The sequence below is a fragment of the Sediminispirochaeta smaragdinae DSM 11293 genome, assembly GCF_000143985.1.
Taxonomy (GTDB): Bacteria; Spirochaetota; Spirochaetia; order DSM-16054; family Sediminispirochaetaceae; genus Sediminispirochaeta; species Sediminispirochaeta smaragdinae.
This window is the reverse complement of the sequence record NC_014364.1, coordinates 3,532,589-3,558,259: the sequence shown is the minus strand read 5'-3', so window position 1 is coordinate 3,558,259 and position 25,671 is coordinate 3,532,589. Positions and strand designations below refer to the sequence as shown.

Sequence of the window (25,671 nt, the reverse complement as noted above, 5' to 3'; positions counted from 1 at the left end):
TGGCCGGAGTATTTTATTGAGCCGCTTCGTCCTGCAGGATTTTTCGTAAGAATGCTTTGATTCGGGGATGGTCGGGATTGGAAAATAACTTTTCAGGGTCCGCATCCTCGATGATTTGTCCCTGATCCATAAAGACGACCCGGTCGCATACATCACGGGCAAAGCCCATCTCGTGGGTTACCACCAACATGGTCATATCTTCATTCGCGAGCTGCCGCAGGACCGACAAGACCTCTCCCACAAGCTCGGGATCAAGGGCACTGGTCGGCTCGTCGCAAAGAAGAACATCCGGCCTCATCGCAAGGGCCCTTGCGATGGCCACCCGTTGTTTCTGCCCTCCCGAAAGGCGATTGGGATACGCATCGGCCTTGTCTGCAAGTCCGACCTTCGAAAGCAGTTCACGGGCATAAGGCTCGATCTCATTCCTTCGCATTTTGTTCACCATCATGGGGGCCTCAATGAGGTTTCCCAGTACCGACTTGTGGGGAAAGAGGTTGAAGTGCTGAAAGACCATGCCGAGTTTTTTTAAACCCCGTCGTACTTGACGTTCGGGAAGCCTGATACGCTGGCCATCGGCATCGGAAGCGATGATCACATCATCCTCGATGGCGATTTCACCGGAATCGATGATCTCCAGTTGATTGATACAGCGCAGCAGGGTGCTCTTCCCCGATCCGGAAGGCCCGATGATCGAGATCACTTCACCTTTTTTTACCTGAAGCGAGACGTCCCGAACCGCCGCAAGTTCTCCGAAGTATTTGGAAACCGAGCGAATATTGAGATACAAATCAGTCATAGTAAGCCATCCGTCGTTCCAGGTAGCGGAAAAATCGTATCACCACCGATGTCATAAGCAGATAGAGAATAGCCGCCACTGCAAAGGGGGTCAGGGAGAAGTCCCTGGTGAATATCTCCTTTGCCGAACGCAGCAATTCTCCCATTCCGATAACCACAACCAGAGCGGTATCCTTGACCAGGGTGATTGCCTCATTTGTTGTAGGCGGCAGTACCACGCGAACAGCTTGGGGAAGGATGATTCGCCGCATCGTCTGCCAGTAGTTCATGTTCAATGCCTTTGCCGCCTCATACTGGCCCGAATCTATACTTTCGATTCCCCCCCGAAATATTTCCATAAAGTAGGCGCCGTAGTTGAGTACGAATGTGAGGCTTGCGGCGAGAAAAGGGCTTAAGGAAATGCCGAAGATGGTCAGACCGTAGTAGAAGAAAAAAAGCTGTAATAATAGCGGTGTGCCCCGAAATATCCAGCCATAAAGGCCTAAAACACGATCAAGGGCTTTGGGACCCGATACCCTTCCCAAGGCACAAAATATTGCCAGGGGTAGTGCAAAAAGCAGGGTAACGACATACAACTGCAGGGTCAGAATACACCCCTGCAGAAGATGAGTCGTTACCTGAAGGAGATAATCCAAGTTTCAGAACCCTTTACTGCTTTACGATGGCTTCGCCAAACCACTTTTGGGAGATCTCATCGGCGCTGCCGTCGGCTTTCATCTCATCAAGCACCTTGTCGAGTTCCTGTTTCAGCTTGACATCGCTCTTTCGGATGCCGACACCGTAGGTCTCCGAACCGAAATCATCGCCAATGACTTGATAGATTCCAGGCCTCTTGCTGATATAGTAACGCCCGACAATCTCATCCACGATAACAGCATCGGTGCGACCGGCTGCAAGGTCGAGAAGCGCTTCCACGTTATTGGAGTATTTTTTCACATCACCTAAGCTTGCCGCAACCTCTGCATAGTTGTTGAGAGCGACTTCACTGGATGAACCCATCTGAAGACCCACAACTTTGCCGACAAGGTCGGATTTTTCTTTAATGGCCGAACCCTTCGGAACGACGATAATCTGGCGATTGTCGAGGTACGGCTTGGAAAAGTTGATCTTTTCCATCCTGCTTTCGGTAATGGACATACCATTCCATACCACGTCGATATCACCCTTGTTGAGGCTCAGGATAACCCCGTCCCAGTCCACAGGCTTGAACTCGACCTTTACCCCAAGTCGCTTTGCAGCCTCTTTTGCAAGATCGATATCGAAGCCCACAATTTCATTGGATTCGTCGCGAAAACCCATGGGTGGAAAACTGTCGTCAAGACCGACGACAAGCACACCCTTATCGCGAATTGCATCGATATCGGATGACGATTCTTTGTCTCCTCCGGCAAAAAGAAGGGCGCCGGAGCTGATCAGCAGTATTAATGAGAACCAGAAGATTCGTTTCATGAAAGACTCCTATTGGCAATGGGCTATCTTGATGTACTTGTTTATACACCTTTCCCATGGCTGGGGGCAAGAGGCGCAATCAGACGATTGCGGCGTGATTGGGTAATTCCATAAAGATCGGCTCCTGACGGAGAGGCCGCCGGGAGCCGATCGAAGATTCTTGTTATAGTGCTGTCAGTCGTTCCAGTCCCATTCAACCTTGAACTTGAACTGGCACTTGTCGTCGTTGCTCGAATCCTTTTCTCGCATCACGATGTAGAAATACTCAGAGTCTCCGTCTTCCAGGCTCATACTATCGTTGCTTGTTTGCCCCGTCGATGTGGTGAACCAGCCGCGGGTGCCGTCGCTGTTGGACGCACTGCTACAGGTGATTTTTCCATCACTAGTTGCGGTAAAATCGCAGTACGGGCCGTCCCAGTCACAAAATACATTGTCGTTATAGCCTAAATCGTGGCCGTCTTCCTCTTCCAGGTAGGGGCGAAGCCTGAAATTCGTGGTATCGCCCAGCGGAACGTTGTAATAGGTCGAGTAGTAACCAAAGTCATATGTGTCACCCTGGCCCACTTTTTTGGAATTATCCTTATCGATGCGGCTGGCAAGTTTATGGGTTGTCCCGTCCAGTGCCGAGTAGAGTTTCACCTGCCAGAGCCATTCCGCGTCACCGCTCATACCATCCATGACATTGAAGTTGTGAAAGTTCACGAGGGTGAATCTCAGCTTTCCGGTGGTCGGTGTGGGATCAACCTGAACATACTGATCATACTTGGTCTCTTCCCAATCCCCATATGCCGCCTCGATGGAGGAGGCGCGGCTGCTGTCGTCACACAAGTCCCAAATAGGAATAAGGGCGTCGCTTGCCGCATAATCGGAGAAGACGACAGTACTGTCGTTTATTGAATCGATCCAGTTGTTTAAGCCATCTTCGCTGGCAACCACCGCACTGTTGCCTCCCACGGCGGATACGCTGGTTTCGCTCGAGCTGAAGGCATTGTACGTTTCGGTATCTTCGGAATAGGATGAAGAGGCCGCCGCCGAACCAAAGGTTTTGGCAAAGGAGGCCTGGGCATATGCGGTGATACTCTCTCCGGTATTGGAAGAGGATTCCTCTGCCGCTACGTTGTAATCGTACCGTGCCCCTGTGATGACACCTACCATCACATGGGTTCCGTAGTTGTCGAAAAGGTCGTTTGGATCATACTCACCGTCGTTGAGATTTTCTTCGAAATCGGAGTCTAAGAAGTTTTTTAGAATCAAAGCGTTGGACCTGTTTTTAACCGCATACATATTCTTTCTCACCCTGACCTGAACCGTTGCGTATTGATTACTGCTGTTGGAGAGGGTGCTGGAAGAAAAAGAACTTCCCAGGGAGCCTGAGAAAAATTTGAGCTTTCCTTCCAGGTCCACGCTAACCCCCATATCTTCCTGATAGGATGATGAAGAGCTACCTGAAACGGTTTCATAGGTGGTCTGCTCCAGGCTCGTTTTCTCGATCATGCCAGCATTTTTAAGAGCGTTAAAATCAAGGATCGGTGATTTTATGAATTCGGGATTGGCATATTCCTCAAACACATCATAGCCGCGTCCCAATACCGTAGAAACGATTGTATAGCCTGAATCTGAGTCTCCCGAATCGGAATCCGAATCGGAGCCGACTAGTAAATCACAACCGGTGAGAGACAACAGTAACATAAGCATTGAGACCCCTACCGCAGGGCCAAGGTGTCGAATTGGTTTCATCGTGTATAATCTCCTTTTTCCAGAATCTGGTCTGAAAAAAGGATAGAGGCCTCTTACTTTGGGCGGTAGTCGGCCATTGGTATGATTTTGCGGAAATTGGGAACTATTTTGCCTTGATTTGAGGTGATACTATAGCGCCCTTGTCCAGATGGATCCCTCACACAAGATCGGCAACATCCGATGAGGTGATGTGTATCAGATCCCTCGGCGCTATGCTGACCTGGAGTCCCCTTGTCCCGGCGCTGACATAGATCGCCTCATACAAGGTACAACTTTCATCGATAAAGGTCGGGTAGTGCCTTTTCATGCCAATCGGGGAACAGCCTCCCCGAATATAGCCGGTGAGCTGCTTTATCTCTTTTACGGGGACAAGATCCGCCTTCTTCGATCCGGATACCTGCGCCGCTTTCTTGAGATCCAACTCGCAGGAACCTGGGATGACGCATACGAAGATATCACCGGAAGAACTGCGCAGAACAAGAGTTTTGAAGACCCTGTCGAGATCAAGACCAGCCTTGGCCGCGGCTGCCTTGGCACTCAGGTTCTCCTCGTCGACCTCGTAGCTTTGGAGTGAATAGTTGATTCCATGGCTTTCCAGCAGGCGCATGGCATTTGTCTTTTCCATCATGCTGATCCTTTCTTCCAGTTGTAACGAAAAACGGAGTAACGGAAAAGTGGCTATGAATGGCTGTGTACCAATAACTTTGCTCCCAGAAGGATAAATATCACTCCGCTTGTCTTCTGGAGGTAGTTTCCCCATGTCCGGTTGCTACGCAGACCTGCGGAAATCCTGGATGCGGCACAGGCAAGGGCGAGGCACCAAAGGGTTCCGGTTGTCAGAAAGGTCATCCCAAGCAGGAGAAAGCCGCCTATCCCATGGGCAGTATGGGGATCGATGAATTGGGGCAGAAAGGAGAGAAAAAAGAGCACAACCTTCGGGTTGAGCAGGTTGGTGAGAAAACCTTGTCGATAAAGCCTGAAGGCAGTTCCCCTCTTTTCCTCTTTTTCAGGAATGGTGAGGGCCTGGGTGGATCTGGAGACGAGGGTTCGAATGCCGAGAAAAAGCAGGTAGAGCGCACCGCAATAGCTTACGATGGAAAAGGCCACTGCGGATTGGGCCAGAATGGCCGAGAGGCCCAGGGCTGCAAAGCTTGTATGAACCAGGATGCCGCTGGAGATCCCCAGGGTCGAATAGAAACCCGCCTTCCTTCCCTGGGCGATACTTCGGGTCAAAATGTAGATGGTGTCGGAACCGGGAATCAAATTCAAAATGATTCCCGACATGATGAACTCCGGATAGTGCACAATACCGAACATGATTCTACCGGCTTACCGTTTTTGCCACCAGGAGCGTTCCTGCCGCGGTCATGAAACCTCCCGCCGATGCATTGATCAGCCGCATGCTCCGCGGCCCTCTGATCAAGCTCCGGATATAATCCGCAAGCTTTGCGTAGAGCAGCATCACCGTACCGAGAATCGTCATCACAAGAGCAGAGATGATAAGGCCGTCGGAGAATCTCAGCGTTTCCAGATCGAGGAAGGTGGGAAGAAAGCCGCAGTAAAAAACAACGACCTTGGGATTCGAGAGGGTAAGGAAAAGGCCGCTGAGGTAGGTTGAAGAGCCCTTGCGGCCATTGCCCTCGCTTAATTCTCCTGGTTCTTTTTGCACGATGGCTCTTACGCCGATGAAGATCATGTACAGTCCGCCGGCGATCCGTATGAGGGTAAAGAGCGGGGAGATGCTGCGGGCGATAAAGCTCAGTCCGAAGATTGCAAAGGTAAGATAGAAAAGATCGCCGGTAACGATTCCTGCGATCATAACAATACTGCTTTTAAATCCGGCCCGTAGCGATTGACTTACCACGGCCAAAACTCCGGGGCCGGGGGTGGCCGTTAAGATAAACATCGCCAGGGCGAAGCCGAGAATACTCATCAGTGTCATAATCTATAAGCTCCTTATTCTGCCACATTTACGAAATTGCATGGATCTGCTTGAGGAATTTGCGGGTGCGCTCGTTCTCGGGTTCGGAAAAGAACTTTTCCGGCACCTGACGTTCTACAATCTTTCCCTCGTCCATAAAAATGACATGATCTGCAACCCTCCTGGCAAATCCCATTTCATGGGTGACACAGAGCATGGTCATCCCCTCTTCCGCAAGGGTAACCATAACATCTAGTACCTCATTCACCATTTCCGGGTCAAGAGCCGATGTCGGTTCGTCAAAGAGCATGATCTTCGGCTGCATGCAAAGGCTTCGGGCAATGGCCGCCCGCTGCTGCTGCCCTCCCGAAAGCTGCGATGGGAATTTATGGGCGTGCTCGGCGATATTGACCCGCTTAAGGTACTTCCAGGCGATCTTTTCTGCATCACGCTGAGACATCTTTCTGATCCAGATTGGTGCGAGGGTCAGGTTTTGCAGGATGCTAAGGTGAGGAAAGAGATTAAAGCTCTGGAATACCATTCCCACCTCCTGCCTGATACGCGAAACATCCTTTGTATCGTCGGTAAGTTCATGGCCCATTACGTTGATTGATCCCCTCTGATGTTTTTCAAGGCGATTGATACATCTGATCAGGGTCGATTTCCCCGAGCCCGAGGGGCCGCAAATGACGATCTTCTCTCCTTTATCGACATTGAGATCGATATCCACCAGTACGTGGAACTCATCAAACCATTTATTCAGCTCTTTTATGGCGATGATTCGCTCGTGGCTTGACGCATGTGAAGCCGGAACGATGGGGGCTTCTGCCGTCATTACTGCCTGTTTCATGTTGTTCCTCCTACTGCAGGTAAGGTGTGTACTTTTTCTTCTATGCGATTGGTAATCCGCGATATAGTGAAGCAGATAAGCCAGTAGATAAGTCCGGCAAAGAGATATCCCTCGGGTTCCATACCGAGCCAATTGCTGTCGCTGGCAAGGGGGCTGACCATGCCAAGCAAATCGAACATTCCGATAATGAGAACAAGGGTGGTATCCTTCAGAAAGGAAATGGAAATTCCGCCGATGTTTGCAACGGTGACCTTGAGCACCTGGGGAAGGATGATGAGGTACTGCTGCAAACTGAAACCGAAGCCGAGAGAATCCGATGCTTCATACTGTCCCTTGGGAATGGACTGCAGTCCGCCCCGTATCACCTCGGCCAGATACGCGGACTGAAAGCAGGTCATACCGACTATGATCCTGATGATTTTATCAACGGATATCTGAGGCGGCAGAAAAAAGGGAACAACCACCGAGGCCATGAAAAGGATCGTTATCAAGGGGATTCCCCTGAAGAACTCGATATACGCTACACTAAGCCCCCGGATGACCGGCCAGGAACTCCTTCGTCCAAGGGCAAGGGCTATACCGATAGGAAAGGAGTAGAGGAGCCCCAGGCTCGAAAGAATCAGGGTGAGGGTGAGTCCTCCCCAGTCGTTCGTGGAAACCTTTTCCAGGCCAGCCCCTCCGGAGAGAAAAAAGATGATGACGATCGGCCAGATAAGCATGTGGGAGGCGAAGACCAACACCTTGTGGTGTATCTTCTTCATGAAATAGGGGATGAAGGAGAGTGCCATAATCAGGAAGGTGATGATGATTCTCCATATCTGATCCTTTGGGTAGAAGCCGAAGATGAAAAAACGGATTTTTGCCCTGATAAATGCCCATGTCGCTCCGTTTTTGACGGCCACCTCCCGGTTTTCTCCGCTCCATACCGCATTGATAAAGGCCCACTGGATCAGCCATATACCGAGCCGTACGGCAAGGTAGAGTATGACCAGAGACAACATAATAGTAAAGGGAGAATTAAAATAATCCCGCTTTATGGTCTTAAGCAGATTTTTTATCTTGTCAGTCAAGGGGGACCTCCTCTTTTGCCAACATCTCTCCCTTTTTGTTGATGATTGAGCGGTTGTACCAATTCATCAGCAGTGAGGTTACGAGACTAATGGAGAGATAGGTAAGCATGACCAGGGACATCACCTCCAGGGCCCGTCCCGTCTGATTAAGGGTTGTACCGGCAAAGACCGATGTAAGATCGGGGTAGGCAACCGCCATCCCGAGGGATGTGTTTTTGATAAGATTCAGATACTGGTTGGTGACCGGCGGTATCATCGTTCTCATCGCCTGGGGGATGATAATGAGCTGGAGCCTCCTGTATCGGTTAAAGCCGAGGCTCTTTGCCGCCTCCAGCTGCCCCTTGGGGACCGCTATGATGGAGCTCCTGACGGCCTCGGAGATATAGGTCGAGGTGTATGTTCCCAGGGCAACCACCACGGAAAAAAGTTCCGGTCTGATTGTTGTTCCGCTCGAAAATTTGAATTTCGTAATTTCCGGAAGCACGATCTGAAACGGTTTGGCAATGGCCGCGAAAAGGACCAGAGCCAGGAGGATTGCCAGCTGGAGCGGCCACAGTTTTTTGTGTACTCCCCGAAGGACCATCTTCTTTTTTACATATCCAATGTAGAAGATTGCAACAATGGAGACGAAAAAAAGAATCCTGAAGGTCGTAGCGCTTGTTTGAGGAATAAAAGAGGGTATGGTAATACCCCGTACATTTATGTAGAGCCAGTTGCCCAGCTTGAACGATTCTTTAAAGGGGGGCAGGACATTGAGAAAGACGACCTGGTACCAAAAAAGGACATGCAGAAGCGGTGGTATATTCCGAAGCACTTCGACATAGACGACCGCAACATTATGGATCAGTTTGTTTTTTGATAAGCGCATCAGCCCGATCAGAAAGCCGAGGAGGGTAGCCAGCACAATGCCGATTATCGAGGCTACCAGGGTATTAAGCAGGCCTATAACGAAGGTTCTGCCAAAGGTATCCGATTCGGTGTAGGAAATCAGGGTTTGGCTGATGGAAAACCCGGCGGTTTCGTGCATGAAGCCGAATCCGATGCCGATATTCCTGCTGGTAATATTTCGAATGTAGTTATACCCGAAAAAGGTGAAGATCGCTATCAGGGCTATGATGATCGTCGTCTGTATTGTTATGCTTCGTGTTTTTGTTCTGTTCATACGGATACCAATTCCTGTGATCGTAAAGATGCCGCCCGACTGATGTCGGACGGCTTGCAACACGGACCGAAGGAGTGCACGCTATCGGATAGGCATTCCGTACTGGATTCCTCCCTTGGTCCACAGGGCGTTGAGTCCCCTGGATATGTTCAGTGGTGAACCGCTTCCCAGGTTTCGTTCGAAGCTTTCACCATAGTTGCCGATATATTTGATGATGTTGTAACCGGCGTTGCTCTCCAGGCCGAAGCCCTCCCATACACCGCCTTCGGAGCCGAGCAGCCTTTTGACGTTGGGGTTGTCGCTCGTCTCCTTCATTTCGTCCACATTATCCGAGGTAATACCGTATTCCTCGGCATTGAGCATGGCGAAGAGGGTCCATTTCACAATATTGAACCATTCATCGTCGCCCTGCCTGACAACCGGCCCCAAAGGTTCTTTCGAGATCAGTTCGGGAAGCATGATGAAGTTTTCAGGTTCCTTGAATTTGGTTCTGAGGGCGTACAACTGTGACTGGTCGCTGGTGACCGCGTCGGCTCGTCCCGCTTCAAGGGCCGCCGATGCCTGATCGTTCTTTTCGAAGGTAATCAGCTCGAAGTCCATATTGTTTTTTCGAAAATAATCGGAGAGGTTGAGCTCGGTAGTCGTTCCTGACTGCACCGCGACGGTTGCCCCATCGAGATCTGCCAAGGAGGTAATCCCCGAGTCTTTGGCGACCATGAAGCCCTGACCGTCATAATAGTTGACACCGGCAAAGTTTACGCCCAGCTGGCTGTCCCGGGTCGCTGTCCAGGTTGTGACACGGACAAGCACGTCGATTTCACCCGACTGAAGCGCGGTAAAGCGTTCCTTTGCACTCAAAGGACGGCATTCGATCGCGTCGGGATCTCCGAGTACGGCGGCGGCAACCGCTCTTCCAAGATCGACGTCGAAACCCTGCCATATGCCTTCGCTGTCGGGGGCCGAATATCCGGGGACTCCCGCTGTTACCCCCACGATGACCTTGCCCCGTTCCTTCACCAGCTCCAAGGTCGATTTACCCGTTTCCGGGGCCGCCGTCGCTGATTCCTCTGCCGCTGGCTCTTCGGATTTCGAAGATCCGCAGGAAGCCAGCGCAATTGTCACGAATAGGGCAAGGAATAGACCCCAAAGGGATGTGCGTCTTGATCGTTTGTTTACCATTTTTCTCTCCATCCTTTTAGTTTTAGATATATATGCAATATCCGTACCAGATGGTGGTTATATTGTGAGAAAAAGCGAAAAATAGAGTAAAAGTGATGGTTTTTTAAGAAAAAGTCCTCTTAATCCTTCATTTTTGTGAAAAAGAAATGGTAATCGGATTTTCAGGAGGAATTATTGTCCATTATAAACATACGTAAATGTAACAAACATAAAACTGTACTACAAATATGTATGGAATATAATACTCTTCTTACCCCCTTTTGTCATCGTTTGGGAGAACGTGGGGGTAGTAGCCTTTCCCTCTGTTCCTTGATGTTTGATTCGAATATAGTGATTACGTCAATGGTAGATGATAAAGGTATAAAAATGGTTCACCGTATAGAAACAATTGTAAATGATCTATCAAAGAGGATACTTACGTATCGAAGAGATTTCCATCGATACGCCGAGACGGGGTGGATCGAGGTTAGAACAGCCTCTTTGATTGCACGAAGGCTCGACCAGCTGGGCTATGAGGTCAGGGTAGGAGCTTCTGTTCTCAAAGCCTCCGAAAGGATGGGGCTGCCCGATCCCGAGACCCTGGAGATGCACTATCTCCGGGCCCTGGAGCAAGGCGCCGACCCCGAATATGCCGAACTCGTGAAGAATGGTTTTACGGCCGTTGTTGGTATCATAAAGAATGGAGACGGACCTGTACGGGCCGCCCGTTTTGATATTGACGCGGTGCAGGTTCAGGAATCGAATGATCCCGGGCATTTTCCCTTTACCGAGGGCTTTGCTTCGGTGAATCCGAATATGATGCACGCCTGCGGGCATGATGCCCATGCTGCCATAGGTCTTGGTGTGGCGGAAACCCTGGCAACGTTGAAGCATGAACTACACGGAACAGTTAAACTAATCTTTCAGCCTGCGGAGGAAGGGGTTAGAGGAGCAAAGGCAATGGCCGCTTCCGGAATTGTCGATGATGTTGATTACATGATCGGTGGCCATATAGGAATAGTTCCTCATGCATGTGGCAAAGTGTCGTTTCGTTTGGCAGGGTTTCTTGCCACTACAAAGATCGATGTCTACTATGAGGGGAAATCGAGTCATGCCGCAGGGGCTCCCGAACGTGGAAAAAATGCTTTGCTTGCCGCTGTGACGGCAACGGCCAATATCCACAGCATTTCGGCCCACAGCAAGGGAAAAAGCATGGTGAATGTCGGATGTCTGAACGCCGGTACGGGCAGGAACGTCATACCCGCCACAGCCTTTATGTCACTTGAAACTCGAGGCTCCACATCGGAAATTAACGAGTATGTAAAAGAACGGGTGCTGAGGATCGTCGATGCGGCAGCAAAAATGTATGAGGTACAAAAGAAGATAGTCTTCATGGGAGCGTCTGAAACTGCGGTCGGAAATCAGGATTTTATCGAATATGCCGAAAAGATCGTTGCCGAGAATAGGCATATCAAAGCGATCGTCTCCGAGCCTATTCTTCTGGCGGGAAGTGAAGATTATACCTACTTCATGAAAGCGGTACAGAGGAGGGGAGGGAAGGCCTTGTTCATGCTGTACGGAACCGACATGAAAGAAACACACCACAATTCGGCGTTCGATATCGATGAAAGGAGCCTTCCCATTGCCGTAACAACGATTTCTTGGCTGCTTTTATCCTTAAACAACGGAATGCGAACAGTAGTGTGATAATCAACGGCCGCAGCGATCGTGTCCGCTTTTACTCATATCGCAGCGCTTCAATGGGATAGAGATTTGCCGCTTTTCTTGCCGGATAGTACCCGAAAAAGATTCCCACTCCGGCGGCGAACAGGGCCGAAACGATGACGACGATCGGATCGATCACGGTGGGAATGTTTGCAAACCGATTGACGAACAAGGCTGCAATAACGGCGATGATGATACCGATGATGCCCCCCATCAGGCTCAGCAGGATCGATTCTGAGAGAAACTGGAGGAGAATATCCTTTTTCCGGGCTCCGACGGACATCCGTATTCCGATTTCTCTCGTTCGTTCGGTAACAGAGACCAGCATAATGTTCATGATCCCAATCCCTCCGACAAGCAAAGAAACCCCGGCGATGGCCGCAAGGAGAATCGTTAGAGTCTTGGATGTCTCGGAGGCTGTTTCGATCACTTCCGATTGGTTCATGATTCTGAAGTCGTTATCCCAACCTGCAGCCAGACGATGGGATTCCCGCATAATCTGTTCGATTTCCGTTTCCGCCTGTTCCATAAGCTCCTTGGAAACGACACTCATCTCGATGGTATCCAGAAAATCCTTCCTGCTCATACGTGATAAGGCGGTTTCAAGGGGGGCCATAATCACATCATCCTGATCGTCTCCCATGGCGGTGTTCCCCTTGCTTTCAAGTACACCGATAACCGTTACCGGGGTCATATTGACCCTAACCTTGCGACCGATGGGATTCTCGTTTCCGAAAAGTTCCTGGGCCACGGTGCTGCCCAGAACCACAACCTTCCTTTTCTGTTCGGCATCGGTGTCTGTAAAAAAATCCCCTTCGGCAATGCTCCATTGCTTGATCTGCAGATAACCGGATTCCACTCCGTAGAGGGTCGTTCCCCAGTCGCCGTTGCCGCCGACTACCGTAACGGATTCTCTGATATTGCCTGAAACCGAGGAAAGATAGCTGCTCTCTTTCCGTATTTTTGCCGAGTCTTTAAGACTCAACCTGTTGGCAGTATCTCCCCGCTGCGGGAATAGCATCAGGAGATTTGCTCCCATGGATTCGATCTGTTCCTGAATCTGTTTTTGCGACCCCTCCCCGATGGCCACCATGATGATGACGGATCCCACGCCGATGATGATTCCGAGAGATGTTAGGAGACTTCGCATTCTATTTCGCATGATGCTTCTGACGGCAAGTTTGGCGAGAATTTTCGTCGTCATGGAAGTGCCTCCGCCTGTTCTTTATAGAGCTGGCTGTGGCTTACCCGCCAGGCCTGCAGATCCTCGGAGGCCTTTTTCCTATCGTTCACTTGGCGGTCGGAGACAACAAGTCCGTCCTGCATGGTGATGATTCTTTTCACATAACAGGCCATATCCGGCTCGTGCGTCACCATCACAATGGTGATTCCCTGATCGTTGAGCTCCTGAAACAGGGCCATGATTTCAATGGTGGTCTCGGTATCAAGGTTGCCGGTCGGTTCGTCCGCAAGGATGAAGGCGGGGTCGTTTACCAATGCCCGGGCAATGGCCACCCTTTGCTGTTGCCCTCCCGAGAGTTGAGACGGAACGTGGTCAAGCCGCGTTCCAAGCCCCACCTTTTTCAAGGCTGCTTCCGCCCTTTTCAATGAATCGGAGATCCTCTTTTTTCTGTTGTAAAAGAGCGGCAGTTCGACATTTTCCACGGCGGTCGTTCTCGAAAGGAGATTAAAGCCTTGAAACACAAAGCCGATCTTCTGATTCCTGATATCGGCGAATTCATCCATCTTCGCCTCTTTCGTGTTCAAGCCGTCGAGCATGTAAACCCCGTCCGTAGGCTTATCCAGGCAGCCGATGATATTCATCAAGGTGGACTTTCCCGAACCGGATGGGCCCATGACCGCAACAAACTCGCCTTGTTCTATGGAGAGGTCGATGGTCCGCAACGCCTTTACGGTGATATCTCCCATGACGTAGAACCGCTTTACCCCGTGCATTTCGATAATCGGCATGCTATTCGACCTTTACCTTTTCGATGATCTGCCGCCCCTCAAGATTGTCGGGTCCGAGAATTTCGGTATGGATGCCGTCCGTGACGCCGGTCATGACGGGGATGGACTCAGGCTCGCCTTTTTCGTTTACATACCAAAGGTTTTTCATCTCTGCGCCATTTTCGGCCGGAGGAGCCATGGGCGCCGCGGCGTTCTTCGCCTTGTTTTCCGCGTTTCCCGGAGGAGTCCCTCCGGGCCTATTCCCGGGCCCGCCACCGGGGGGGCCTCCCATCCCCATTCCCCCGCCGGGCATAGCGGAGGAAAACAATCCCTTTTTTGAGGCCGTATCGGATGCTTTTTGCTCACTCTTTTCCTCCACGGGTTCGAACCTGAGGGCCGCATTGGGTACAAGGAGTACGTTACTTTTCTGTTCGACAAGGAAATCAACCGTTGCCGTCATTCCAGGCAGCAACTTGTTTTCCTGATTATCGGCATCCACGATGACCGTATAGGTAACGACGTTGTCTTCGGTCGTCGGGACAAGGCGAATTTGCCGGACACTGCCGGAGAAGGTGTCTCCCGCATAGGCATCCACGGTAAAACGTACCTCTTGTCCCTTTGTGATTTCGCTGATATCAAGTTCATCCACGTCTACATGGATTTCCATCTGCGAAAGATCCTTTGCCAGGGAGAAGAGTGTTGTGGCGCTGGTCCCGCTTACCACCGTGTCCCCAACCTCGACATCACGTTCCAGGACAATTCCCGAAATGGGGGAGAGTATAAGCGCGTACTGTTCCAGTTCGATGTTGATCTGTTTAAGTTGGGCCTCTGCACTCATCAACTGTGCCTTTGCAATATGAAGCTCCATCTTGCTGGTATCGAGATCAAAGTCCGATAACATGTTCTTTGCATGGAGTCCTGCATTATTATTATATTCCAGAAGGGTGTGATCATAGGTGGCCTGGGCTTCCAGGACAGAGGCTTCCGCCTCCTTTTCCTGAATCTCCAGGATCTCGGTATTCAGGTCGATAAGGCGTTCACCTTTTGTGACGACATCATTGTAATCGGCATAGATTTTCTCGACTGTTCCTGTCATCTGGGAAAGAACATCCACCGTCCCTACCGCCTCAAGAGTGCCGGAGCTGGTAACGGTATTCTCGATGTCGCCTCGTTCTATCGTGGTAAAGACATAATGGGTTTTTGCTGCTTTCTCGGTGCATCCTGCACATAGAAGGACAAATCCTATCATGACGAGCAGCAATTCTTTTTTCGTGATGCGCTGTTGTGTCAAATTCATCTTCATGTATACTCCCAGATACCTGATGGTGGTATACTAAGCACTTTTTTCCCTCTTGGATAACGGGCTCTATCCCGCCGGCGGCCACCTTTTACAGAACGTTTACATTGTCGAAGCAATCTTTACAATTGTGTACCCGAAAGAAATGAAGATGCCTTCTTTATGGCCGAGCCCTGGTACTTGCTTGATGGAAAGCTATCTTAGCGAGTACAATAGACCCATATGAAATCGCTTAAAAAGGAAAGGGTCTCGCTTCTGGTTACGGATGCAATCAAGGAGATTATCGACTCTGAACATCTGAAACCGGGTGATAAACTTTATAGTGAGAATGAGTTAGCGAATAAACTTGAGGTAAGCCGCTCTTCTGTCCGTGAGGCGGTAAGGATGCTTGAGGTTACCGGAATCGTTAAGGTTTTTCAGGGGAAGGGAATTTTCATAAGTGCGCCCGAAGAGAATGATTGTCCGATTCGAAGTTGGGTTGTAGATAACATGGAACTATTGAAGGAGCATTTTGAAGTTCGTCTTCTTATAGAGCCCCACGCCGCCTCGTTGGCGGCCAAATGGGCAGGTAAAGAGGCTCTTGCCGAATTGGCAGCGCATTACTCTCTGTTTTGTGATTTTGTCCGGCAGAAGAACCTTGTGGAAGCCATAGAGAAGGATAGTGCCTTTCATCTTTTAATTGCCAAAATGACAAAAAACCGCACGCTTTCTGTTTTAATGAATACCATGACCAAAACGCTGAATGAGGGCTGGTTCGCCAGTTTAAATATGCCGGGGCGGTTGGAGCGAACGGTTGATGAGCACGGTGAAATTCTAAAGGCTCTTCAAGTGGGTGATGGTGTGGCAGCTGCACGGCACATGACCGGCCATCTTCATAATGCCCTGGAAGACATCAAGGCCTATACTCATATATAGCATAAAAAACAGTTTGACAGATAAGAGATTTGCTTTTACAATCTTTACTTGTCAGACAACAGATAACATACAACTTTGTGGAAAGGAAATTGCTTCGCCAATGAGCATAACAATAACAACCTTAATTGAGAATTCCATAGGTGAGCACAAGGGGCTTTCCGGAGAACATGGGCTTTCATTCTTTATCGACAAAGATGGGGAGATGCTTCTTTTCGACACCGGCAGCAGTCGGAGATTTATTGACAATGCAAATAAACTGTTAGTTGATGTTGGACATGTTCGCCATGTAATTCTTAGCCATGGTCACTATGACCACACAGGAGGCTTCCGCCCCTTTGTCGAAGCGTATCCCGATTCTCAGTATACGTTATGGACGGGGAAGGGGTTTTTTGAGAAAAAATATGGTATATATGGCCCTTCCCTCCAATATCTTGGTAATGATTTTGACGAACTGTTTCTTGAGACCCGTTCAATCAGTCATAAAGAGGTCACAGCCGATACTACCGAAATTGCTCCGGGGGCCTGGATTGTTACGAACTTTAAGAAAATTCATTCCGAAGAGCTTATACATCCCCGGTTTGTTCTCTGGGATGATGCGACACGCCAGGTGTATCCCGATGAATTTCGTGATGAAGTGCTATTAGTCGTAGAAGCTGCAAAGGGACTCGTGGTCCTTGTGGGATGTGCCCATCCTGGAATTCTCAACATGCTTGATACGGTAGAAGAGCGTTTTGATAAGCCTATCTATGCTCTTCTCGGGGGAACCCATTTAGTTGAAGCCTCAAGCCAGCGGATCCGTTATGTTATTAACGATTTTATAAAGAGAAAGATCTCGATCATGGGAGTTTCACACTGTACAGGAGAAGCGGCCGTCTCGTTTCTGGAAGAACGGAGTCATACTTCTTTCAGAAATAGTACAGGTTCAACTTTAAGTATCGAATAATCTCAGATTAAGAAAGGAGAGAGAAAATGCCTGGATGGTATCTATTCCTTGCGGTCATCATTGCCATAGTGGGAATGGTGTTATTAATTTCAAAATTGAACTGGCATCCCTTCGTTGTCCTGCTTTTAGCAGCCTATTTTGTCGGAATTGTCTGTGGTATACCCGTAGACGACTTGATCAGTACCATTACCTCCGGTTTTGGCAGTATTCTCGGTAGCATCGGGATTGTTATTCTTGCGGGAACAATCATTGGAACCATCCTGGAAAAAACCGGTGCTGCATTGACAATGGCAAATGCCATTCTAAAGGTTGTGGGAAAGAAACGGGCTCCGTTAACCATGAGCCTTACCGGTTACGTGGTTAGTATTCCTGTTTTTTGCGATTCAGGGTTCGTCATCCTTTCGCCTATTAATAGGGCCTTGGCGGAAAAATCGGGGATTTCACTGGCCGTTATGGCCACCTGTCTCAGTTCTGGGCTTTATGCCACCCATTGTCTGGTTCCACCTACACCTGGTCCCATTATCATGGCCGGGACCCTAAAAGCCGATTTAGGCTTGGTTATCTTAGTCGGCCTTGCCGTTTCGATTCCTGTCCTTTTGGCCGGCTACTTTTATGCGTTGAAAATTTCCAGCAGATACGATATCCCCGCCAATCCGGAGGTGACCCTCGATGAGCTGATGGACAAGTATGGGAAACTCCCTAATGCTTTGCGCTCTTTTGCACCGATCTTATTACCCATCATCCTCATTGCTTTCAAATCTATTGCCGATTTTCCTTCGGCCCCATTTGGATCCGGAGTTGCAAAGTCTTTCTTCGATTTTATTGGAAATCCCGTTACCGCCCTTATTCTCGGTATCGGCCTTGCGGTAACGCTTATCCCGAAAGCCGAACCCAAAGGTACCTCATTCAAATGGATGAGTGAAGGGATCGTCAGCGCTGCAGGAATCCTTGCCATAACAGGTGCAGGCGGTTCTCTGGGCCAGGTGCTCCGGGCCCTTCCGATCGCCGATGTTCTTTCCAGCTCACTTATAAAGATGCATGCTGGCCTTCTCATTCCGTTTATCATAGCGGCACTTCTCAAAACCGCTATGGGAGCTTCCACCGTATCGATGATTGTTACTTCTGCTATGATTGCTCCTCTTATGGGAGACATGGGAATGACTTCCGAGATTGCCAAGGTCCTTACGGTCCTTGCCATCGGTGCCGGATCCATGACCGTTTCTCATGCAAACGATAGCTACTTCTGGGTCGTTTCTCAATTTTCCGATATGGATACCTCGACGGCATACAAAACCCAAACCGGGGTTACCCTTGTGGAGGGAGTTGTAGCCATCATCGTTATCATGATACTCGGGGCCATCTTCATCTAAACACCAGGAAAAAACGATTTCATAACGGAATAATACCGGATACTATTATGTGTCCGGTATTATTAGATGCAATAGTTACACGAGGGGCCTATGGGAATTCTTGATCGTTATTACGAGCGAAGGACGCTCAATGCCATGGTGCAAAGCCAATGGGCAGAGGCTGAACGGTATCTGTTAAAAATGATGAAACGACGGCCTGGCGTATTGGGATTGAATTACAATATGGGAGTCGTCTTGTTGGCCCAAAAGAAATTCGATCAGGCCGAAGCCCTTCTTACACAGAGCATCGATCGTTTTGGAAGGAGCCTCCGCTTATGCCGCCTTTTGGCTGATATCTATTATTACTGGGGTAAGGGATCGTCGGCTGTCTCGTGGTACCACAAGGCTTTGGAAGAGGAACCTGCGGAGAAAGAGAAAAAGCTGATACAGCTTCGATTGAAGCTTTTGAAGGACGAAGCTCGCTATTCACATATTGCGGAAAATGCACGCTTAGTAGAAGAGGCCCGTTCTCTCATGAAAAGCGATCCTGCAAAGGCCCTGGAACTCTACCTTGAGGCGGCCGAATATGATCCTTCTGATATTGAATCCCTGAATAATATCGGGAGCCTTTATATGAATCATATGCATCAAAGCGATAAGGCGGCAGCCTTTTTCCGGAAGGTCCTCGATCTCGTAGATAATCAGGCTGTCGCCGGAAATCTTTTAAAAGCTGAAAAGGAAATATAATATGAAGATCGTCATAGCTACAGATTCCTACAAAGGAAGTAACTCTGCAGAGCAGGTGTGCTTGGCTATCAAAGAGGGCATGCAACGGATTCTGGGCGAGCAGGAATATCATATCGTTCCCATTGCCGACGGAGGCGAGGGAACAACGGATACCGTGGTAAGGGCCCTTGGAGGCGAAAAACGACGCTGCCGGGTGACAGACCCCTTGGGAAGAACAGTAGAGGCGGAGTGGGGGATGCTTCCGGGACAAAAAGCCGTTTTGGAGATGGCCGCTGCCTCTGGTCTTCCTCTTGTTCCGGAGAATAAGCGGGACCCTTCTCTTTCCACTACGTATGGAACCGGAGAACTTATGAAAGCCGCCCTGGATGCCGGTTGCAAAGAGATCCTTCTTGGTATCGGCGGCAGTGCCACAAACGACGGCGGTGCAGGGATGGCGCAGGCACTGGGAATTTCCTTGAAAGACAAATCGGGAAACGAGATTAAACGGGGAGGGGCGGCACTGCTTTCCCTTGATTCCATAGATGTTTCCCGCATGGACCCCCGTATCAAAGACATAAAACTCATTACGGCGTGTGATGTCACTAATCCCCTCTGCGGTCCTCAGGGGGCTTCGGCTACCTATGGACCGCAGAAGGGAGCGAGTCCCGCCATGGTGAAAGAACTGGACCGGGCCCTGGCACATTATGCCGAGATCGTAGAGCGTGACCTCCATGTCTCCATCGCCGAACTTCCCGGCAGCGGGGCGGCCGGAGGCCTCGGCGGAGGGCTTGTCGGTTTGTTGGGTGCGGAACTGCGGCCGGGAATTGATGCGGTCCTGAGCATGCTTGATTTTAGTGAGCTGGTACGGGATGCGGACCTTGTCATTACCGGAGAAGGGAAACTTGACCGGCAGACCCCTTTCGGAAAGGTCCCTGCCGGGGTCGCTCTTTGGACAAAAAGGGCCGGAGAGATCCCGGTCATTGCCATTGTAGGGGATATCGGTGATGACTTTGAAGCTGTGTATGATGTGGGTATCGATGCGGTAATCAGCACTGTGAACAGGGCTATGACGCTCGCCGAGGCTATGGAAAAAGGGCGGGGCCTCCTGGTAGAGACGGGAGAGCGGGTAGCGCGATTGCTTACCATTGGAAAGAGGCTCGCCGTATAGATCATGTTTTGTGGAGCCTTTGTCATATCCAAACGGCTATGAATATACATCACCAGGATTCCGAACACTGACATCATACTAATGCAGAAGCATGATGAGCAGGAGGCTGAAAGCAATTTGGCAGCCCCAGGTGAGCATGCCGATTCCGAGAGCGGTTCTGCCGCCTCGGATAAGCTGGTGGAGGGTGATCTTCATGCCGATACCTGCCATTGCCACCGTAAGAAGCAATTTGCTGATTAGCTTGATTGCCGCTGTTGCCGGGGCCGGCAGCATTTCTACTGACCCGATAACCGAGAAGAGGATAAAGAAAAGGATATAGAGCGGTATGCCGGGGAGTTTTTCACCTCGAATATCTTCTCCCGTTTTTCGTTTCCTGATTCCCCCGAGGATAAGGACCAATGGGGTAAGGAGAAGGATTCTTCCCATTTTTACTATTGTTGCTGTCTGCCCTATTGCATCTGAAAGAGAGAAGCCTGCCGCTGTTACCTGTCCCACTGCCTGGAGGGTGTCGCCTATAAGGATACCCTTTCCTGCGTTTGGGAACCCCTTCCACACAAAGAAAATTCCGGGAAGTAAAAATATTCCCACTGTCCCGAGAAGATTAATGACGGCGATGGATACACCCACATCCTCTTCTTCTGCCTTAATTACCCCTTGAGCCGCGGCAATTGCAGAACTTCCACAGACTGCATTTCCAATTCCCACAAGCAGGCTGAGATTACGTTCCGCTTTTAAGATTTTTCCCCAAAAAAGTCCCATACCGATAGTAAAGATGACTCCTGTAAGAATAATAACAATAGTGGAATACCCCAGGGAAAGGAGTACGCGGTAATCGAGTTCCAGGCCGAGTAAGGCAATAGCCCAGGTTAAAACCTTTTTTTCTGCAAAACGTACTCCCGCTTTTGTTATATCAGGAAGCCTTACAATGTTGGCGGTAAGCACTCCGAGCAGAATTGATATCGTTACACTTCCCAGAGGAATATATCGAGCGACTATAAACGAGACTCCGCCTATGATGATGCACATTACCAGGCCCGGCAAGATGTTTAACAATTTCATGGCAACTCCTTGCCGGGAGGATAGAGAAAATAACTCTTTATGTATAATTATATTTTATGCTGAATTGATAATGAAATGTTATGAATGATGAACTTGATTATGCTAGCATAAGAAGCAACGGCACGGATGCTCCGCCGCCATAGGGCGGAGTATCCGCATAGAGGGGTTACTTTTTTTGCAGGTTCGAGATGAGTATTTTGATTTCGTTGTATGTCAATTCTTTTGGTGAGGCTGAAGCTCTTCCTCCCAGATAGCAGAGGGTCGTTTCCTCATCTTCAAGTGCCATCTTGTTGAATATGTATTGAAAACGAAGAGTGATCTTCTCCTTTGTAGTAACCTCTTCTCCCTGGCCTTCTTCGATGGTTCCGTCGGTCAAAAAGCGGAAGTCCATGTACAAGCTGTTCTGTTTATCCGTACTATCGTACTGGGCGATTACTTTTTCCAGATAAGAGGCAAGTCGCTTTGCTCCGTCGGGAGTAATCACAACCCCACCGCTTACCTCATCGAAGGGTTTTACCTTGGCCTCTGGGTTTGTATTTCCTTCGCCAAGAACCACCATATCATCATCGACGCGATACACGTAGATGCGATCTCCCGGAGTACTCATTCTCCGGGCCGTCACATTATCCGTTACGACCTTACCTTCTACCGGGGTGACTTCATAGAATCCCACGGTCCCTGGTTCCGGGCCCTCGCTCCGAATTGATGCCGGCAGCATCGTACAGCCGGAAACCATGGCAAGGATAAGAAGACCCAAAAGGTACTTCACGACCTTACCGGAAAGCCGTATTCCTTTCCCCGTCAAAGGCGAGGATAAGGCATCTACCGTTGAACGTACTTTTCTCATTTGCCTGTCGTCCTTCATTATATTTTGTAGTGAGAATATACCATTTCTTTCTTTATTTCCATACCGATTGCTTCTGCAATTTCGGGGATACGTGGGTTCTCTTTTGACAATGCATGTATTTTTTTATTGTCATTGTGAGTGCTCTAGTATATTCTGCTCCAACGAGGGTTCAAAATACTATGTCAGTTCTTACAGCGGCTACAGCCGGAGAGGATATTGATCCGGTCTTGCAGGCGATCTCGCAGGAAAATGTTCGGATCGTTTTGTATTTTTTTTCTGTCGATTATAAAAAGTTGGACATAGAGGCGACCGTCCACCAGTGGTTTCCCGAGGCCGTATGCCTCGGCTCATCGATGATCGGTGGGTGGGGACCGAACGGGCCGATGGAAAAAGGTTTTACGGCCATGTCGCTTTCCTCTGATGAAGTGGAAACAGTGGTTTCCTCTTTTCGTGAAGGTGTTAAAGCACATCCGCGACAGACGGCACGTGAAATCGTCGAGGATATTGCTCTTCAGCTTCCTGAAGGTGAAGTAAATCCCGCCGATTACATTGGAATCGTACTTATCGACGGACTGTCGTTGGGTGAGTTGCTGATGAAAGAGTTTACCACTGCAAAGAAGTTCACCTTCCCCATTGTCGGCGGAGCAGCGGCAGATGAACTAACATTTACCGAAACATTGGTTGCGCATAATTCTATAATGTCCAGCGACGGAGCGGCTGTAGCGGTAATGAAGATGAAGGTTCCTTTTTTCTATGATCATTTTGTCCATTATCTGCCTACCGGGAAGGAGTTCCTTATCACCCGTGCCGATCCTCAGCGGCGCATTGTGTGGGAAATAAACCACATGCCTGCCGCCGATTATTACGCTAAGCTGCTGAATCTTCCGGGACCGGAGGCAATCGACCATATCCATTTTTCACGGAATCCATTAGGGGTGGTTATCGGCGATAGGGTTTATACAAGAAGCCCCAATGCGGTAATAGATGGGAAAGGACTGCAATTCTACTGCTTTATAGAGGCCGGCACTAAAATGCAACTCTTAAAGCAGGGTGATATTCTTGCAAATGCCAGAGATGCACTAAAAAAAGCCGAAGACTATGTCTATCCCATTCAGGGAGTAATACTTTTTAATTGTGTCCTTCGATATCTTGAAATGAAAGAGGATGGCAAATTGGAGAGCTTTCATCAGATTTTTTCATCCCTTCCTTACATAGGCTTTAATACCTACGGAGAGGAATTGTTCACTCATCACAACCAGACTCTTACCGCCTTGTTCATCGGGAGATAGACACAATGGGCCAAGCACATGCGACGACCAGGATAAGCAACGGGAAAAAGATACTGCATTACTTCGCGAGTAAAATCAATGCGATCGTTTTTGAAATTATATCGCGAAGTCAGCTTCTGAATATTACGATCCAGTATTTGCATGAACAATTCGCTAAATTAACCGAGGTCATTGGGACCGTCAGGTCAACCTTTCAGCAGCGAATGGAACGTTTGCTTGATGTTTTCTTGCGTTCCCGAGGCTACATCGAAGATGTGGAAGAGCATTTTTCTCATATCGATACATCTTTCGGCGATTCCTATAAGCTCGGGCAGGCCTTGCAGTTGAAAGCCGAAGAGGCGGAGAAGCAGCTGAAGGAAATCGAAGATTTGTCCGAGATGACGAATATTCTTGCAATGAATGCTTCGATTCAGGCTGCCCGTGTCGGAACGGAAGGAGCGGGGTTCGCTGTTGTCGCCAAAGAGATCCGGCGACATGGGGAGCAATCCAGGGAGATCGTTACTCAGGCGTCTGCACAGCTGCATGAAATGATCGACTTAATCTTTCAGCTCGTGGACATCATGCAGTCCATCGGTGCCGAAGTCTCATCAAGCCGGGAAATCCTGCAAAAGCTTTTGGAAACAACTCAAAAGAGCAAAGATAGTGCCGATGAAGTTCAGGAAGATGTGCAATCCATACTCAATGTGTTTCAGGAATATGATTCCCTTCGGGAAAGCTTGAATCGTATGATCGACCAATCAGCGGTTTCGAATACCGAGATTGAGGAAATCCTTCTATCCTTTCAGGCCGACCTCGCCGGTGTAAACCGTAAATTCCGTTAGTACACCTTTCAAAGCCTACTGCAAAGATCGGTATATCCCTGTCTCTATGGAAGAAATTGGGCGATATAAAGCTGTTTGATCTGTTTCCCTTCGTATTTGATGCTGGGATTTAATGTCTTGAATCTAATAATTGATTGTATTAAAAAGATTACATCGATGTTCTTTTTTTACCTAATCACTTCCATTGGAAAATTGGCACTTAATTTACATGTACAAATTCAAGTATGGATGGAAAAAGCGAGGTGTTCACGTGAAGTATGACAAACTGACAATGTCTGCTGGCCCGGCTGAAATACATCCGCGTGTATCGAAAGCGGCGGCAGAACCAATCCTCTATCATTATGATCCGGCGTTTAAACAGTTGCACCATGGCGTTGAGGAGAAGCTTAAAAAACTATTTCTAACAAGTAATGATATCATCATCATGCAAGGCGAGGCGATACTGGGACTTGAGGCGGCCGCATTCAGTTGTATCAGGCCCGGAGATACCTGTTTGAACCTCGTTACCGGGGTGTTCGGTAAATGGTTTGAAGACTTTATCCATATGTACGGTGGCAAAGTGGTTGAAATTCGGAAAGACTACAACAGCTCGATTACTCCGGAAGAAGTACGTTCTGCCTTTGAGAAGAACCCCGATATAAAACTGATGAGTGTTGTCCATTCTGAGACCCCTTCGGGAACGATAAATCCCATTAACGAGCTGTGTCCTATTGCTAAAGAATATGGGGCTATCACCCTTGTCGATTCTGTTTCAGGCGTTGCGGGTAGTGAAGTGAGAACCGATGAATGGGGAATTGATATCTGCATTACCGGTCCGCAAAAGTGTATAGGTGCGATGCCTGGTCTGAGTTTGATGGCGGTAAGTCCGGATGCATGGCAGAGGATTGCTGCTTCGAACCCTGCCCGTAATACCTTTCTCAGCATGCTCGACTGGAAAGAGAAGTGGCTGACACATGGAGCATTTCCCTATACGCCTTCCGTCTCGTTGATCTACGCCCTTAATGCCGCCCTGGATATGATCTTTGAAGAGGGGCTTGAAGCGGTCTGGAAGCGACATGGCGATTGTGCAAGAGCCTGCAGAGCGGGGCTAAAGGCAATGGGGCTGTCGCTGTGGCCGGAATCGGAATTCATCGCTACAGATTGCTGTACCGCCTTTAAGATTCCCGAGGCGATTGAATCGGCCTCATTTATTGAACATTTGCGGGAAACATACGGTGTCGTCATTTCTCCCGGATATGGAGAGTTGAATGGTGCGTTGCTCAGGATCGGCCACATGGGCCATACGGCTAAGCCGATGCCTGTAATGACCGCATTGACATTTGTAGGGAAAGCCCTGAGGGATAGAGGATTTCCCGCAAAAATAGGAGATGGGCTCGAAGCTGCTTTATCAGAACTGTATTAAGGCCGGACCACATAGGTAACAGCTATTACAACAGTCTT

Annotated in this window: 25 protein-coding genes; 9 read left to right on the top strand and 16 right to left on the bottom strand. The window is 49.2% G+C overall.

Features of this window, described 5'->3' with window-relative positions:
• Window positions 1-13: 13 nt before the first annotated feature.
• The 11 genes from SPIRS_RS16720 to SPIRS_RS16670 form a co-directional block, all read right to left on the bottom strand.
• Window positions 14-796: an amino acid ABC transporter ATP-binding protein gene (locus tag SPIRS_RS16720; protein WP_013255867.1), complete on the bottom strand. Its 783-nt coding sequence runs from the start codon at window positions 794-796 to the stop codon at window positions 14-16.
• Window positions 789-1,430 (bottom strand): amino acid ABC transporter permease, encoded by a 642-nt coding sequence (locus tag SPIRS_RS16715; RefSeq protein WP_013255866.1) that lies wholly within the window; start codon window positions 1,428-1,430, stop codon window positions 789-791. Before SPIRS_RS16715 ends, SPIRS_RS16720 begins: the two co-directional genes overlap by 8 nt.
• Before the next feature lie 13 nt (window positions 1,431-1,443).
• Window positions 1,444-2,244, bottom strand: a complete 801-nt coding sequence (locus SPIRS_RS16710; RefSeq protein ID WP_013255865.1) for an amino acid ABC transporter substrate-binding protein — start codon at window positions 2,242-2,244, stop codon at window positions 1,444-1,446.
• A 174-nt stretch (window positions 2,245-2,418) separates the two neighbouring features.
• Window positions 2,419-3,981, bottom strand: a complete 1,563-nt coding sequence (locus SPIRS_RS16705; RefSeq protein ID WP_013255864.1) for an MAC/perforin domain-containing protein — start codon at window positions 3,979-3,981, stop codon at window positions 2,419-2,421.
• Window positions 3,982-4,138: 157 nt separating this feature from the next.
• Window positions 4,139-4,609: a Cys-tRNA(Pro) deacylase gene (ybaK, locus tag SPIRS_RS16700; protein WP_013255863.1), complete on the bottom strand. Its 471-nt coding sequence runs from the start codon at window positions 4,607-4,609 to the stop codon at window positions 4,139-4,141.
• 50 nt (window positions 4,610-4,659) lie between these two features.
• On the bottom strand, window positions 4,660-5,265 hold the full coding sequence (locus tag SPIRS_RS16695) for a LysE family translocator (protein WP_216086394.1): 606 nt from the start codon (window positions 5,263-5,265) through the stop codon (window positions 4,660-4,662).
• 37 nt (window positions 5,266-5,302) lie between these two features.
• Window positions 5,303-5,923 carry a LysE family translocator gene (locus SPIRS_RS16690; RefSeq protein WP_013255861.1) on the bottom strand — a complete coding sequence of 207 codons (621 nt, stop codon included), beginning with the start codon at window positions 5,921-5,923 and terminating at the stop codon, window positions 5,303-5,305.
• Between the two features lie 28 nt (window positions 5,924-5,951).
• Window positions 5,952-6,752 carry an amino acid ABC transporter ATP-binding protein gene (locus SPIRS_RS16685; RefSeq protein ID WP_013255860.1) on the bottom strand — a complete coding sequence of 267 codons (801 nt, stop codon included), beginning with the start codon at window positions 6,750-6,752 and terminating at the stop codon, window positions 5,952-5,954.
• Complete coding sequence (locus SPIRS_RS16680) at window positions 6,749-7,822, bottom strand: amino acid ABC transporter permease (protein ID WP_013255859.1); 1,074 nt, start codon at window positions 7,820-7,822, stop codon at window positions 6,749-6,751. Before SPIRS_RS16680 ends, SPIRS_RS16685 begins: the two co-directional genes overlap by 4 nt.
• Window positions 7,815-8,984 (bottom strand): amino acid ABC transporter permease, encoded by a 1,170-nt coding sequence (locus tag SPIRS_RS16675; RefSeq protein ID WP_013255858.1) that lies wholly within the window; start codon window positions 8,982-8,984, stop codon window positions 7,815-7,817. The genes SPIRS_RS16680 and SPIRS_RS16675 overlap by 8 nt, the downstream gene beginning before the upstream one ends.
• An 81-nt stretch (window positions 8,985-9,065) precedes the next feature.
• Window positions 9,066-10,163: an amino acid ABC transporter substrate-binding protein gene (locus SPIRS_RS16670; RefSeq protein ID WP_013255857.1), complete on the bottom strand. Its 1,098-nt coding sequence runs from the start codon at window positions 10,161-10,163 to the stop codon at window positions 9,066-9,068.
• 342 nt (window positions 10,164-10,505) lie between these two features.
• Here SPIRS_RS16670 and SPIRS_RS16665 point away from each other — a divergent pair, with 342 nt between their 5' ends.
• Entirely contained in the window at window positions 10,506-11,849 is a 1,344-nt protein-coding gene (locus tag SPIRS_RS16665; protein ID WP_245537608.1) for an amidohydrolase, read from the top strand.
• Between the two features lie 31 nt (window positions 11,850-11,880).
• Here the strand turns inward: SPIRS_RS16665 and SPIRS_RS16660 are convergent, their stop codons facing one another.
• From SPIRS_RS16660 to SPIRS_RS16650, 3 genes are read right to left on the bottom strand one after another with little or no spacing between them, the layout of a single operon-like run.
• On the bottom strand, window positions 11,881-13,071 hold the full coding sequence (locus SPIRS_RS16660) for an ABC transporter permease (protein WP_013255855.1): 1,191 nt from the start codon (window positions 13,069-13,071) through the stop codon (window positions 11,881-11,883).
• The gene (locus tag SPIRS_RS16655; protein ID WP_013255854.1) at window positions 13,068-13,838 is read right to left on the bottom strand and encodes an ABC transporter ATP-binding protein; all 771 of its coding nucleotides are present in this window, start codon (window positions 13,836-13,838) and stop codon (window positions 13,068-13,070) included. The genes SPIRS_RS16660 and SPIRS_RS16655 overlap by 4 nt, the downstream gene beginning before the upstream one ends.
• 1 nt (window position 13,839) lies before the next feature.
• Entirely contained in the window at window positions 13,840-15,120 is a 1,281-nt protein-coding gene (locus SPIRS_RS16650; protein ID WP_013255853.1) for an efflux RND transporter periplasmic adaptor subunit, read from the bottom strand.
• A 216-nt stretch (window positions 15,121-15,336) separates the two neighbouring features.
• Between SPIRS_RS16650 and SPIRS_RS16645 the strand changes: the two genes are divergently transcribed.
• The 5 genes from SPIRS_RS16645 (at window position 15,337) to SPIRS_RS16625 (ending at window position 20,215) form a co-directional block, all read left to right on the top strand.
• Window positions 15,337-16,029: a FadR/GntR family transcriptional regulator gene (locus SPIRS_RS16645; protein ID WP_013255852.1), complete on the top strand. Its 693-nt coding sequence runs from the start codon at window positions 15,337-15,339 to the stop codon at window positions 16,027-16,029.
• A 100-nt stretch (window positions 16,030-16,129) separates the two neighbouring features.
• Complete coding sequence (locus SPIRS_RS16640) at window positions 16,130-16,972, top strand: MBL fold metallo-hydrolase (RefSeq protein ID WP_013255851.1); 843 nt, start codon at window positions 16,130-16,132, stop codon at window positions 16,970-16,972.
• 26 nt (window positions 16,973-16,998) lie between these two features.
• Window positions 16,999-18,342 carry a GntP family permease gene (locus SPIRS_RS16635; protein WP_013255850.1) on the top strand — a complete coding sequence of 448 codons (1,344 nt, stop codon included), beginning with the start codon at window positions 16,999-17,001 and terminating at the stop codon, window positions 18,340-18,342.
• 90 nt (window positions 18,343-18,432) lie between these two features.
• Window positions 18,433-19,068 carry a tetratricopeptide repeat protein gene (locus SPIRS_RS16630; RefSeq protein WP_013255849.1) on the top strand — a complete coding sequence of 212 codons (636 nt, stop codon included), beginning with the start codon at window positions 18,433-18,435 and terminating at the stop codon, window positions 19,066-19,068.
• 1 nt (window position 19,069) lies between these two features.
• Window positions 19,070-20,215 (top strand): glycerate kinase, encoded by a 1,146-nt coding sequence (locus SPIRS_RS16625; RefSeq protein WP_013255848.1) that lies wholly within the window; start codon window positions 19,070-19,072, stop codon window positions 20,213-20,215.
• A gap of 78 nt (window positions 20,216-20,293) precedes the next feature.
• Here the strand turns inward: SPIRS_RS16625 and SPIRS_RS16620 are convergent, their stop codons facing one another.
• Both SPIRS_RS16620 and SPIRS_RS16615 read right to left on the bottom strand, forming a co-directional pair.
• Window positions 20,294-21,274: a YeiH family protein gene (locus SPIRS_RS16620; RefSeq protein WP_013255847.1), complete on the bottom strand. Its 981-nt coding sequence runs from the start codon at window positions 21,272-21,274 to the stop codon at window positions 20,294-20,296.
• A gap of 166 nt (window positions 21,275-21,440) precedes the next feature.
• Entirely contained in the window at window positions 21,441-22,121 is a 681-nt protein-coding gene (locus tag SPIRS_RS16615; protein ID WP_013255846.1) for a hypothetical protein, read from the bottom strand.
• Window positions 22,122-22,300: 179 nt separating this feature from the next.
• On the opposite strand from SPIRS_RS16615, the gene SPIRS_RS16610 reads away from it, so the two are divergent.
• The 3 genes from SPIRS_RS16610 (at window position 22,301) to SPIRS_RS16600 (ending at window position 25,633) form a co-directional block, all read left to right on the top strand.
• Entirely contained in the window at window positions 22,301-23,410 is a 1,110-nt protein-coding gene (locus tag SPIRS_RS16610; protein WP_013255845.1) for an FIST signal transduction protein, read from the top strand.
• Window positions 23,411-23,415: 5 nt separating this feature from the next.
• A complete protein-coding gene (locus SPIRS_RS16605) occupies window positions 23,416-24,231 on the top strand; it encodes a methyl-accepting chemotaxis protein (RefSeq protein WP_013255844.1) in 816 nt (271 codons plus the stop codon).
• 250 nt (window positions 24,232-24,481) lie between these two features.
• Window positions 24,482-25,633, top strand: a complete 1,152-nt coding sequence (locus tag SPIRS_RS16600) for a pyridoxal-phosphate-dependent aminotransferase family protein (protein WP_013255843.1) — start codon at window positions 24,482-24,484, stop codon at window positions 25,631-25,633.
• The last annotated feature ends 38 nt before the right edge of the window (window positions 25,634-25,671 follow it).

Coding starts and splice junctions, on each gene's coding strand:
- SPIRS_RS16720 (WP_013255867.1), bottom strand. CDS start 796: ATGACTGATTTGTATCTCAATATTCGCTCGGTTTCCAAATACTTCGGA.
- SPIRS_RS16710 (WP_013255865.1), bottom strand. CDS start 2,244: ATGAAACGAATCTTCTGGTTCTCATTAATACTGCTGATCAGCTCCGGC.
- SPIRS_RS16705 (WP_013255864.1), bottom strand. CDS start 3,981: ATGAAACCAATTCGACACCTTGGCCCTGCGGTAGGGGTCTCAATGCTT.
- ybaK (WP_013255863.1), bottom strand. CDS start 4,609: ATGATGGAAAAGACAAATGCCATGCGCCTGCTGGAAAGCCATGGAATC.
- SPIRS_RS16695 (WP_216086394.1), bottom strand. CDS start 5,265: ATGTCGGGAATCATTTTGAATTTGATTCCCGGTTCCGACACCATCTAC.
- SPIRS_RS16690 (WP_013255861.1), bottom strand. CDS start 5,923: ATGACACTGATGAGTATTCTCGGCTTCGCCCTGGCGATGTTTATCTTA.
- SPIRS_RS16685 (WP_013255860.1), bottom strand. CDS start 6,752: ATGAAACAGGCAGTAATGACGGCAGAAGCCCCCATCGTTCCGGCTTCA.
- SPIRS_RS16675 (WP_013255858.1), bottom strand. CDS start 8,984: ATGAACAGAACAAAAACACGAAGCATAACAATACAGACGACGATCATC.
- SPIRS_RS16670 (WP_013255857.1), bottom strand. CDS start 10,163: ATGGTAAACAAACGATCAAGACGCACATCCCTTTGGGGTCTATTCCTT.
- SPIRS_RS16665 (WP_245537608.1), top strand. CDS start 10,506: ATGGTAGATGATAAAGGTATAAAAATGGTTCACCGTATAGAAACAATT.
- SPIRS_RS16660 (WP_013255855.1), bottom strand. CDS start 13,071: ATGACGACGAAAATTCTCGCCAAACTTGCCGTCAGAAGCATCATGCGA.
- SPIRS_RS16655 (WP_013255854.1), bottom strand. CDS start 13,838: ATGCCGATTATCGAAATGCACGGGGTAAAGCGGTTCTACGTCATGGGA.
- SPIRS_RS16650 (WP_013255853.1), bottom strand. CDS start 15,120: ATGAAGATGAATTTGACACAACAGCGCATCACGAAAAAAGAATTGCTG.
- SPIRS_RS16645 (WP_013255852.1), top strand. CDS start 15,337: ATGAAATCGCTTAAAAAGGAAAGGGTCTCGCTTCTGGTTACGGATGCA.
- SPIRS_RS16640 (WP_013255851.1), top strand. CDS start 16,130: ATGAGCATAACAATAACAACCTTAATTGAGAATTCCATAGGTGAGCAC.
- SPIRS_RS16635 (WP_013255850.1), top strand. CDS start 16,999: ATGCCTGGATGGTATCTATTCCTTGCGGTCATCATTGCCATAGTGGGA.
- SPIRS_RS16630 (WP_013255849.1), top strand. CDS start 18,433: ATGGGAATTCTTGATCGTTATTACGAGCGAAGGACGCTCAATGCCATG.
- SPIRS_RS16625 (WP_013255848.1), top strand. CDS start 19,070: ATGAAGATCGTCATAGCTACAGATTCCTACAAAGGAAGTAACTCTGCA.
- SPIRS_RS16620 (WP_013255847.1), bottom strand. CDS start 21,274: ATGAAATTGTTAAACATCTTGCCGGGCCTGGTAATGTGCATCATCATA.
- SPIRS_RS16615 (WP_013255846.1), bottom strand. CDS start 22,121: ATGAGAAAAGTACGTTCAACGGTAGATGCCTTATCCTCGCCTTTGACG.
- SPIRS_RS16610 (WP_013255845.1), top strand. CDS start 22,301: ATGTCAGTTCTTACAGCGGCTACAGCCGGAGAGGATATTGATCCGGTC.
- SPIRS_RS16605 (WP_013255844.1), top strand. CDS start 23,416: ATGGGCCAAGCACATGCGACGACCAGGATAAGCAACGGGAAAAAGATA.